Source organism: Actinophytocola sp. (assembly GCF_036402745.1).
Lineage (GTDB): Bacteria > Actinomycetota > Actinomycetes > Mycobacteriales > Pseudonocardiaceae > Actinophytocola.
Map to the genome: position 1 here is coordinate 1 of NZ_DASWSJ010000290.1, position 9,959 is coordinate 9,959.

The following is a 9,959-nucleotide window of genomic DNA, read 5'->3' on the forward strand; positions in this document are numbered from 1 at the left end:
GCCCAGCGCCGGGTCGAAAGGAGCTCGCACCGTGGGGGTCTGGGGGGTCGCCCCCCAGGGCTGATGACGACCAATCCCAGTCTGCGCTTTCCGCAGACAAGGATGGCCCAGATTGGTCGGGGTGACAGGATTTGAACCTGCGACTTCTTCGTCCCGAACGAAGCGCGCTACCAAGCTGCGCCACACCCCGAAGGTCTGCGCGAAGTCTAGCTGACGTCTGCGTCGGCTCCGAATCGGGCGGCTTGTTGGGCGTTGTCGGGGGTGTTTGTGCCGGTCGGGCGGGGTACGAGGGTCAGCAGGCTGGCCTCGGGCGGGCACGCGAAGCGGACCGGGGCGTAGGGGGACGTGCCGAGGCCGGCGGACACGTGCAGCCACATGTGGGCGCCCCACCGCGACGCGCCGCGGGCTCGGGAGCGGTCCAGTTCGCAGTTCGTCACTATCGCGCCGTAGCCGGGTACGCGGAGCTGGCCGCCGTGGGTGTGGCCGGCCAGCACCAGGTCGTAGCCGTCCTCGGCGAACGCGTCCAGCACGCGCGGCTCCGGCGAGTGGGTGACGCCGAGGCGCAGTGTCGCGGCTCTGTTGGGGCGGCCGGCTATGTCCACATATCGATCGCGGTGCAGGTGGGGGTCGTCGACGCCAGCCACGGCGATGGTCTGGCCCTCGACGGACAGCAGGCGGCGGACGTGCGTGAGGTCCTGCCAGCCGCGCTCCACGAGGGCCGCTCGAAGATCACGCCAGGGCAGCGGGATGCCGTGCACCCGGCGCTTGGACTTGATCAGGTAGCGCGCGGGGTTCTTGGGTCGTGGCGCGTAGTAGTCGTTGCTGCCGAACACGAACACGCCGGGGCGGTCGAGCAACGGGCCGAGTGCGCGCAACACGGACGGCACGGCGGCCTTGTGCGCCAGGTTGTCACCCGTGTTGACGACCAGGTCCGGGTCGAGCTCCGCGAGCGCGGCGACCCAGCGCTGCTTCGACCGCTGGTTGGGCATCATGTGCAGGTCGGAGATGTGCAGGACCCGCAACGGCCGCGCACCCTCGGAGAGCACCGGCAGCGTCGCCTGCCGCAGTGTCCAGTGCGTGCGTTCGATGCCCGCCGCGTACGCGACGGTCGCCGTGCCGACCGCGGTGGCGCCGAGCGCCGCCCGGCCGATGTTTCGCGCCAGAGTGCCCACCCCCCGAGCCTAGATGCGTGCACCGCGTGATCGGTAACGGCCAGTAGGGTGCGATCCATGGCTGAGCTCAAGGCACGGTTGCAGGCGGACCTCTCGACGGCGATCAAGGCTCGCGAGACGACCCGGATGGCCGCGCTGCGTATGGCGCTCGCCGCGGTGACCACCGAGGAGGTCGCCGGCGACGTCGCCCGCGAGCTGTCCGACGCCGAGGTCCAGAAGGTCCTCACGCGCGAGGTCAAGAAGCGCAAGGAGGCCGCCGAGGCGTTCGCCGGGGCCGGCCGGGACGAGCGGGCCCAGGCCGAGCAGGACGAGGCCGCGGTGCTCACCGGCTACCTGCCTGAGCAGCTCGCCGACGACGAGCTCGAGACGCTCGTCACCGAGGCGGTCGCGGAGGTCACCGGGCAGCTGGGCGCCGCGCCGGGGCAGCGGCAGATGGGCCAGGTCATGAAGGCCGCCAACGCGAAGATCGCCGGCCGCGCCGAGGGTGGCCGGGTCGCCGCCGTGGTGCGCGCCAAGCTCCAGGGCTGACGGGGAAACACGCCGACGTCGACCACGAGACGACGAACGGGCGGCGTTCCGGCTCATGGCCGGGACGCCGCCCGTTTCAGTCGGTCAGGCGGACGTGAGGGTCAGCCGGGTCCGCCCGGGGTGCGGCCACCACCCGGTGGTCGGCCGCCGCCCCCACCGCCGTTGCCTCCGTTGCCGCCGCCTCCACCGCCGCTGCTCGGCGGCGAGCTGGACGGCGGCACGTCGGAGGTCTGCGGCGGCGGGACGTACCCGGTGCTCACCCGCAGCGTGATCGTCTCGTGGGGCAGCGCGCTGCCTCGCGGCGACTGGCTGACCACGGTGCCCTTCTGCTGCGCCGAGTTGATCTCCCGGATGTCGACCTTGTACCCGGCCTGCCGCAGCCGCGCCGTGGCGTCGTTCTCGGAGAGCCCCACGACGTCCGGCACCTGGCTGTTCGGCCCACCGTCGACGTACCGCTTGTCCACCGGCGGCAGCGGCTTGACCTGCGCGTCGCCGTGGATCTGCGTCATCGCGTCGAACCACGTGCGGGCCGGGACCTTGCCGCCGTAGATGTTTCCGCCGTCCACACCGCACAGCCGGGGCGGCGTGGAGTCGCAGATGCCCTCCGGCGTCCGGCCGTCGTTGAACGTGAGCACCGCGCCGGCCAGCTGCGGCGTGGCGCCGACGAAGCCGGCCGACTTGTACTGCTGGGTGGTGCCGGTCTTGCCGAGCATCGGCCGGGTCCAGCCGAACTGGCGGGCGGCGGTGGCCGCGGTGCCCTCGGTGTCGTCCTTGGACATACCGGTGACGAGCGTGTTCGCCAGCGGCTCGGACACCGCCTGCTCGCACGGCTGCTCGCTGTAGTTGACCTTCTTGCCGTTGCGGTCCAGCACCTCGACCAGCGGCGTCGGCGGGCACCACACGCCGCCGCTCATCAGCGTGGCGCCGACGTTGGCGAGCTCCAAAGTGGACAGCGGGGCGGGGCCGAGGGTGAACGCCGCGTTGCCCGGGCTGTTGGGCTTGCTCCGGAAGAACTGGGTCTGGGAGAGCCGTTCCTCCTGCCGCTTCGCCTTGGGATCCGGCTTGACGCCGCTGAGGTTGGTGGCCATGGTCTCGCGCAGGCCGAGGCGGCTCGCCATGTCGACCACCGCGTCCATGCCGACCCGCTCCTCGAGGATCACGAAGCCCGTGTTCGGCGAGGTGGCGAGCGCCTTCTGCAGCGTCATGTTCGAGCCGTACTTACCGGCGTTCTTCACGCAGTACCAGCGCGTGTCGGGCTCGCCGGTGGACGGGCAGCTCTCCCCGCCACCCTTGAAGACCTTCGACACGTGCGACGACGGCGTCTGGATGACGTTGTTGATGCCGCCGCCCTTCTCCAGGAAGGCGGCCGAGGTGAAGATCTTGTAGATGGAGCCGGCGCCGAACTTGTTCTGCACGCCGTACGGGTAGGCGATGGTGGTCTGGCCGGCGCCGACGTTGAGCCCGTAGTCCCGGTTGGACACCAGCGCGGTGACCTCGTGCCGCTGCTTGCCCGGCCGCACGATCGCCATCGCGTTGTTGATGCCCGGGGTGTTCTTGGGAACCTGGTTCTCCGCGGCCCGCTTGGCGATGCGGGTGGCGTTCGCGTCGAACGTGGTCTTGATCGTGTAGCCACCGGTGTAGAGCTGGTCCTCGGTGAACCCGATCTTCATCAGGTAGTCCTCGACGTACTGGCAGAAGAAGCCGTAGTCCGGACCGGCGCCCACACAGTTCGCGCGCGGCTTCAGCGGCTCGGGCACGATGCCGAGCGGCTCCTTCTTCGCCACCTCCGCGTCCTCGCGCGGCAGGCTGTGCGTCTCGACCATCTTGTCGATCACGAAGTTGCGCCGCTCCAGCGTCTGCTTCGGCCGGCGCCACGGGTTGTAGAGGCTCGGGTTGTTGACCATGCCGGCGAGCAGCGCCGACTGCGCCACGGTGAGCCGGTCGGAGGTGGTCTTGAAGTACGCCTGCGCCGCGGCGCCGACGCCGAACACCCGGTCGGTGAACTCGACGACGTTGAGATAGCCGGTGAGGATCTCTTCCTTGCTCATCGACTGCTCGAGCTGGATGGCGAGCCGGGCCTCGCGGAGCTTCCGGGTGACCGTCTGCTCCTGGGCCCGCTCGCGCTCGATCTTCTTGGCCGGGTCGGCCTCGTCGGTGCTGCCGATCTGGTCCCGGTACACGACGTTGATCAAATAGTTCTTGACGTACTGCTGGGTGAGCGTCGACGCGCCCTGCACGTTCTCACCGGTCTGGTTGCTGATCAACGCGCGGACGGTGCCCTTCCAGTCCACGCCGTGGTGCTCGTAGAACCGGCGGTCCTCCACCGAGATCAGCGCCGCCTTCATCTCCGGCGAGATCTGGTCGGGGCGGACCGGCACCCGGTACTGGTCGTAGAGATAGGCGATCGGCTTGCCCTGGGAATCCGTGATCGTGCTGATCAACGGGGGATCCGTGGCCACGAGATCGGCCGAGACACTGTCGATGGTGTCACTGGCCCGATTGGACACCACCCCCAACGCTCCCACCACGGGGAACAACATGCCGGCCATGAGAACACCGGCCAGGAGGCACAGACCAAGCAGCTTCAGCAGACCGTCTCCGACTCGCACGCGCCCAGGGTACGCGGGCCCGGATCACGCGCTCGTTACCCAACCGAGTTATTGACATTCTGTAACAGCTGTAGCCCCCGTTATTCAGATGGGAACCGGGTGGCCCTAGAGTCCGTCAACGTCTCAACGACATGCCGACCGGAGCGGGAAATTCCCGGGCCGTAGGCACCCCGGCTGCTAGAGGGGGACCGGGGTAGTGGGTCGCGACGACGCTAGGGGCGGGGGTTATGGACATCGAGCAGTCGGACTGGCGAGTCAACGCGTCATGCCGTGAGCAGGACCCGGACGGTTTGTTCGTCCGGGGCAAGGAACAGCGCAAGGCCAAGCTGGTGTGTATCGCGTGTCCGGTGCGCACCGAGTGCCTTGCCGAGGCACTGGACAACCGGATCGAGTTCGGGGTCTGGGGCGGGATGACCGAGCGCGAGCGGCGTGCGTTGCTGCGCCGCCGGCCGGAGGTCACCTCCTGGCTGGAGCTGCTGGAGACCGCCAAGCGCAACCACTCCGACGAGGACGAGGACGTCCGGGTCGGCTAGACCGTGCGGGTCAGCTCCCGGCCAGCCGCTCGCCGATGCTGCGCAGGCCCACCAGGTCGTGCACGTCGGAGGGCATGGCCGGGACGCTGACCACCGACACCGACGGGTGCGCCTTGGTGAACCGGGCCAGCAGCCGCCGCTCCCGGGTGTGCACGGCCACCCGGTCGGCGTGCAGCCGCAGCACCGCGGTGGCCAGCGGCGCGTCGCCGGTGCGCTCGAGGTTGTCCGCGGCGGCGGTGGCGCGTGCCGCGGGCAGCTTGGTGAGCACCGGATGCGTCCGGTTGATCACCAGGCCGGACAGCGGCATCTCCTCGGTGGCCAGCCGTTCCACGAAGTAGCTGGCCTCCCGCAGCGCGTCCGGCTCGGGCGTGGCGACCACGACGAACGCGGTGCCGTCCGAGCGCAGCAGCTCGTAGGTCTTGCGGGCACGCTGCTTGAACCCGCCGAACATGCTGTCGAAGGCCTGCACGAACGCCGACGCGTCGGCCAGCAGCTGCCCGCCGACGATGGTCGACACGGCCTTCGCGAACAGCATGATCCCCGCGCCGACGACCTTGCGCACGCCCCAGCCGCCGGTGCGCGCCGGGCCGGACAGCAGCCGGATCATCCGCCCGTCCAGCGCGCTCGACATCCGCTGCGGCGCGTCGAGGAAGTCCAGCGCGGAGCGGCTCGGCGGGGTGTCGACGATGATCAGGTCCCAGCGGCCCTCGCCGGCGAGCTGGCCCAGCTTCTCCATCGCCATGTACTCCTGGGTGCCGGAGAACGAGCTGGAGATCGTCTTGTAGAACGGGTTGGCGAGCACCTCCTGGGCCCGCTTCTCGCCCGCGTGCGCGAGCACCATGTCGTCGAAGGTGCGGCGCATGTCGAGCATCATCGCGGAGAGCTGGCCGTCCGGCTCGAAGCCGTCGACCTCGACGTCCTTGGGGGTGTTGCCCAGCTCGCGCAGGCCCAGCGCCTGGGCGAGCCGGCGTGCCGGGTCGATGGTGAGCACCACGGTCTTGCGCCCGCGCTCGGCCGCGCGCACCGCGATGGCGGCGGCGGTCGTGGTCTTGCCGACGCCGCCGGAGCCGCAGCACACGATGACGTGGATGTCCGGGTTGTCGATGAGTCTGTCGACGTCGAGAGCCGTCATCGCACTCCCTGCTCCACCAGGGCCTCGGCCAGCTCGTAGAGCGCCGCGGTGTCGATGCCCTCGTTGACGTCCGGCAGCTCGAGGGCCGGCAGGTCGATGTCGGCGAGCTGGTCGCGGGCGCTCTGCTCGGCGAGGACCCGGATGGCGTGCTCGACGGTCTCCTCGACCAGCCCGTCGATGTCCTCCGGCGTGAGGTCCAGGCCCGCGCTGGTGAGGCCCGCGCGCACCCGGGAGGCGTCGACCCGCCCGCCCGCGGCCCGGGTGACGGAGCGGGCCGGCAGCCGGGGCGGCCGGACCCGGTTGACGATCACCGCGCCGGGCCGCAGGTCCGCCGCACTCAGGTCGGCGACGGCCTCGATGGTCTCCCGGACCGGCATCTCCTCGAGCAGCGTGACCAGGTGCACGGCGGTGTCCTGGGAGTGCAGCAGCCGCACGACGCCGTCGCTCTGGCCCTTGATCGGCCCGACCTTGGCGAGGTCGGCCATGGCCTTGGTGACGTCGAGGAACTTCACGATCCGGCCGGTGGGCGGCGCGTCGAGCACGACCGCGTCGTACATGTGCCGGCCGTGCTCGTCGGTGCGGCCGACGGTCTCCTTGACCTTGCCGGTGAGCAGCACGTCGCGCAGGCCGGGGGCGAGCGTGGTGGCGAACTCGACGGCCCCCATCCGGCGCAGCGTCCGGCCGGCGAAGCCCAGGTTGTAGAACATGGCGAAGTACTCGAGCAGCGCGGCCTCGGCGTCCACGTGCAGCGCGCGGACCTCGCCGCCCCCGGGCGCGGACGCGATCCGCTTCTCCGCGTAGGGCAGCGGCTGGGTGTCGAAGAGCTGGGCGATGCCCTGCCGGCCCTCGACCTCGATCAGCAGCACCCGGCGCCCGCCGGTGGCCAGCGCGAGCGCCAGCGCGGCGGCGACGGTGGTCTTGCCGGTGCCGCCCTTGCCGGTGACCACGTGCAGGCGCGCCCGGGAGACCTGCCCGGTCCACGTCGCTGCTGAAGTGCCCACGAGTTCAGGGTAAGTGGACTGTTCGGGACCGCGCCGAAGAGGCGGTCAACTAGCGAGCAGCATCACGGTCACGGCCGCCGCCACGACGCCCACCACGATCCAGGTGGCCAGCGGCGCGAGCACGGTGAGCGTGAGGACGCACAGCACGACGAGGATCGTGAAGCTGATCGCGCCGGCCAGCGCGACGGTGCCGCTGGTGGCCTCCCTGCGGTCGCGGGTCTTGGCCATGGTGAGCAGCACCAGCACGAACCCGGCGACCGCCAGCACGACGGTCGCGATCACTCGCCACGCTTGCACCGAGCCACCGTACCGACCCCGGGCATGGCAGGGCCGGTTACAGTCCCCGGCATGACGAAGTGGGAGTACGCCACCGTGCCGCTGCTGATCCACGCGACCAAGCAGATCCTCGACCAGTGGGGCGAGGACGGCTGGGAGCTGGTCACCGTGCTGCCCGGACCCACCGGCGAGCAGATGGTGGCCTACCTCAAGCGGCCGAAGGGTGCCTGAGGTGACGTGGCGCGACAAGCTCGGTGAGCTGGGTATCGAGCTGCCCGGCGTGCCCGCGCCCGCCGGCGCCTACGTCCCGGCCGTGCGTACCGGCAACCTCGTCTACACCGCGGGCCAGGTGCCGTTCGTCGACGGCGCGATCGCGGCCACCGGCAAGGTCGGCCGGGAGATCAGCCCGGAGGAGGCCAAGGGCCACGCCCGGACCTGCGCGCTGAACGCCCTCGCCGCGGTGCACGACCTCGTCGGTGTCGACGCGATCGTCCGGGTCGTCAAGGTCGTCGGGTTCGTCGCGTCCGCCGAGGGCTTCACCGGCCAGCCGGCGGTCGTCAACGGCGCGTCCGAGCTGCTCGGCGAGATCTTCGGGGACGCGGGCAAGCACGCGCGCTCCGCGGTCGGTGTCGCCGAGCTGCCGCTGGGCGTGCCGGTCGAGGTCGAGCTGATCGTCGAGGTGTCCTGACCAACCCCGCAGGGAGGCCGCAATGCCCGACATGGAAGACCCGTGCCACGAGCTGCTGCTCCGGCTCGCCGGCCGGCTGCCGGACCGGCAGCTGTGGAGACTGCGCGACTGGCTGGCCGGCGGGGCGCTCGATGCGCTCGCCAGGGCACTACCGCTGACATTGCTCAGAGAACGGGTGGCGATCACAGCGCGTGAGTCTCTGCTGCTCAACGCCGCATTGTTGGACGCCGGAGCGGATGCCGGACGACTACACGCCGTTCCGTGGGTGGACCAAATCGACGAAGTCGACTACACATTCACATCGGAGTCGCCCGAACGGGTGAACATGGGGGACTCTGAAGCAGTAGTGCTCGGGGCGGTCCTTCATGGTCGGCCCGAGCTGGTCGACGTGCGTGGGAGTTGGCGACGACACCGCTCCGGGCTGGGACCGTCCACCCGGATAGTGCTCGTTACGGCGAAAGCCGGCTGCGCTCGATTGACCGGGGAGCTGCAGCGGGTGCTGCGGGCGCTGGGCACGCACGAGCCGGGTGTCGAGGTGATGCCGGAGGGCATCGACCTCCCGCCTTACCACCAGGCGGCGCTCGCGGCGGCCGAGCCGTTGCTCCCCGGGATGGTCGCGCAGCGGGTCTAGCGGGCTCCCTCGCTGCTCGATGCCAGACGAGCGGAAGGAGCGACCGTGACCCAGGTCTCGCGGGGACGGCCAGGCGTTGCGTTGCCGATCAGGATCCATGATCTCCTGCTGAGCCTTGCCGGCCGGCTGGACGACGACGCACTGGGCGACGCGCGCCAGATGCTCGCGTCCGCCGAGCTGGACCGCTCGCTGGAGTTCGTCGCCGGCTGCCTCGCGGCGGGCGGAGTCGTGCTGACCGGTGTGCAGCACCGCGAGCTCGAGGCATTGTTCGCGGACACCTACCTCGACCCGTCGGTCATCGACCGGGTCATCGTGCGGGACGGCGTGTCGCTGGGCCGGCACCGGTTCGCGGTCGGCGCGGTCGAGGGCCGTGAGCCGGACCGCGGCGTCTCCGAGGCGATCAAGCCGGTCCTCGACGTGCTGCCGGACGTGCGGTCGGTGTGGTGCGTGTGGCGGCTGACGCCGGCGGGTCCGGTGTCCGGGCCGGTGCCGCACCGGATCGTGCTGGTCGGGGTGGGCCCGGGCGGGTTCGCGCCGGCCACCGCCTACCGCGTGGAGTACGCGCTGCGCCGCGCCGGGATCCGGGCGTCGGTGGAGGTCATGGTCGACGGCAACCAGCCGACCGGGTACCACCAGGAGGCCATGCGGTGCGCGCGCCAGGTCCCCTTCGCCGGGCAGGAGCCGGGCAGCCGCCCGTCGATGAACGCCGTCGAGCCCGTCCGGGCCGAGCCGTTCGAGGCACCGCGGGCGGTGGAGCCCGCGCGCCCTTTCGTCGCTGAGCCGGCGCCACCCGCCCCGCCGCCGGCTCCGGCCCCAGCTCCAGCGCCGGCCCCGTCGCCGGCCCCCGCGCCGGCTCCCTCGCCGTCGCCGTTCGCTGGTGACACGCAGTTCGGGGCGGAGCCGCAGCACCACACCCTGCCGCCGCCGATCGAGCTGCCGCAGGCCGGCGCGGCGCCACCGGCCCCGAGGCCGTCGCCGGTGTCGCGCGCCGAGCCGGCCCAGTCGGTGTTCACCCCGATCGACGAGACACCGGCGCCGCCCGCGTCGCCCGTCCAGCCGGCGCAGCCCGCGTCGGCGCTGAGCATGGAGACGCCGACCAACTCGACGCCCTCGCCGCGGCGCAGGGCCAACGGAGAGCCGCCGTCGCGGCCGCGGCTGGTGCCGGCGAGCCCGCCGGAGCCCCCGGCCGCGCCGCCCGGGTCGCCGGACAGCCACTCGGCCGCGTTCGTCGACGAGATCCTGAACACCCAGGAGCGCAACCTGCTGCGCGAGCTGCAGGACGAGCTGGCGCGCCGGGAGAAGGACCAGCCCAGCAGCTCGTCCGGGTCGTGGCGGATCGACCGGTCCGGCCGGCACGGCAAGCCGGGCGCCCCGTTCGACTCGGCCCGC

The 9,959-nt window shown here is 71.4% G+C and carries 11 protein-coding genes and 1 tRNA gene; 6 read left to right on the plus strand and 6 right to left on the minus strand.

What is annotated here, in order from left to right; all coding sequences use genetic code 11:
* Positions 1-113: 113 nt before the first annotated feature.
* Together VGD70_RS27395 and VGD70_RS27400 are read right to left on the minus strand one after the other, a co-directional pair.
* Positions 114-190, minus strand: a tRNA-Pro gene (locus VGD70_RS27395).
* Between the two features lie 16 nt (positions 191-206).
* A complete protein-coding gene (locus VGD70_RS27400) occupies positions 207-1,172 on the minus strand; it encodes a metallophosphoesterase (protein ID WP_331086285.1) in 966 nt (321 codons plus the stop codon).
* 57 nt (positions 1,173-1,229) lie between these two features.
* Between VGD70_RS27400 and VGD70_RS27405 the strand changes: the two genes are divergently transcribed.
* On the plus strand, positions 1,230-1,700 hold the full coding sequence (locus tag VGD70_RS27405; RefSeq protein ID WP_331086287.1) for a GatB/YqeY domain-containing protein: 471 nt from the start codon (positions 1,230-1,232) through the stop codon (positions 1,698-1,700).
* A 101-nt stretch (positions 1,701-1,801) separates the two neighbouring features.
* Here the strand turns inward: VGD70_RS27405 and VGD70_RS27410 are convergent, their stop codons facing one another.
* Positions 1,802-4,309 carry a penicillin-binding protein gene (locus VGD70_RS27410; protein WP_331086289.1) on the minus strand — a complete coding sequence of 836 codons (2,508 nt, stop codon included), beginning with the start codon at positions 4,307-4,309 and terminating at the stop codon, positions 1,802-1,804.
* Between the two features lie 227 nt (positions 4,310-4,536).
* Between VGD70_RS27410 and VGD70_RS27415 the strand changes: the two genes are divergently transcribed.
* Positions 4,537-4,842: a WhiB family transcriptional regulator gene (locus VGD70_RS27415; RefSeq protein ID WP_331086291.1), complete on the plus strand. Its 306-nt coding sequence runs from the start codon at positions 4,537-4,539 to the stop codon at positions 4,840-4,842.
* Positions 4,843-4,852: 10 nt separating this feature from the next.
* Here VGD70_RS27415 and VGD70_RS27420 read toward each other — a convergent pair whose 3' ends face one another.
* Genes VGD70_RS27420 through VGD70_RS27430 form a run of 3 tightly spaced genes read right to left on the minus strand, consistent with a single transcriptional unit; the run spans position 4,853 to position 7,272 of the window.
* Positions 4,853-5,974: an ArsA family ATPase gene (locus tag VGD70_RS27420; protein WP_331086293.1), complete on the minus strand. Its 1,122-nt coding sequence runs from the start codon at positions 5,972-5,974 to the stop codon at positions 4,853-4,855.
* Entirely contained in the window at positions 5,971-6,975 is a 1,005-nt protein-coding gene (locus tag VGD70_RS27425; protein WP_331086295.1) for an ArsA-related P-loop ATPase, read from the minus strand. Before VGD70_RS27425 ends, VGD70_RS27420 begins: the two co-directional genes overlap by 4 nt.
* A gap of 45 nt (positions 6,976-7,020) precedes the next feature.
* On the minus strand, positions 7,021-7,272 hold the full coding sequence (locus VGD70_RS27430; protein ID WP_331086297.1) for a hypothetical protein: 252 nt from the start codon (positions 7,270-7,272) through the stop codon (positions 7,021-7,023).
* Between the two features lie 51 nt (positions 7,273-7,323).
* Here VGD70_RS27430 and VGD70_RS27435 point away from each other — a divergent pair, with 51 nt between their 5' ends.
* The 4 genes from VGD70_RS27435 to VGD70_RS27450 all read left to right on the plus strand — a co-directional run.
* Positions 7,324-7,482 carry a hypothetical protein gene (locus tag VGD70_RS27435; protein WP_331086299.1) on the plus strand — a complete coding sequence of 53 codons (159 nt, stop codon included), beginning with the start codon at positions 7,324-7,326 and terminating at the stop codon, positions 7,480-7,482.
* A 1-nt stretch (position 7,483) separates the two neighbouring features.
* On the plus strand, positions 7,484-7,939 hold the full coding sequence (locus VGD70_RS27440) for a RidA family protein (RefSeq protein WP_331086301.1): 456 nt from the start codon (positions 7,484-7,486) through the stop codon (positions 7,937-7,939).
* A 22-nt stretch (positions 7,940-7,961) separates the two neighbouring features.
* Positions 7,962-8,570 carry a hypothetical protein gene (locus VGD70_RS27445; protein WP_331086303.1) on the plus strand — a complete coding sequence of 203 codons (609 nt, stop codon included), beginning with the start codon at positions 7,962-7,964 and terminating at the stop codon, positions 8,568-8,570.
* A gap of 81 nt (positions 8,571-8,651) precedes the next feature.
* Positions 8,652-9,959, plus strand: a 1,308-nt coding sequence (locus tag VGD70_RS27450) for a hypothetical protein (protein ID WP_331086305.1), incomplete at its 3' end; no start/stop codon positions are given.

Bases quoted from the DNA above. Each gene is read 5' to 3' on its own strand.
- VGD70_RS27405 (WP_331086287.1), top strand. From the start codon at position 1,230: ATGGCTGAGCTCAAGGCACGGTTGCAGGCGGACCTCTCGACGGCGATC.
- VGD70_RS27415 (WP_331086291.1), top strand. From the start codon at position 4,537: ATGGACATCGAGCAGTCGGACTGGCGAGTCAACGCGTCATGCCGTGAG.
- VGD70_RS27420 (WP_331086293.1), bottom strand. From the start codon at position 5,974: ATGACGGCTCTCGACGTCGACAGACTCATCGACAACCCGGACATCCAC.
- VGD70_RS27435 (WP_331086299.1), top strand. From the start codon at position 7,324: ATGACGAAGTGGGAGTACGCCACCGTGCCGCTGCTGATCCACGCGACC.
- VGD70_RS27445 (WP_331086303.1), top strand. From the start codon at position 7,962: ATGCCCGACATGGAAGACCCGTGCCACGAGCTGCTGCTCCGGCTCGCC.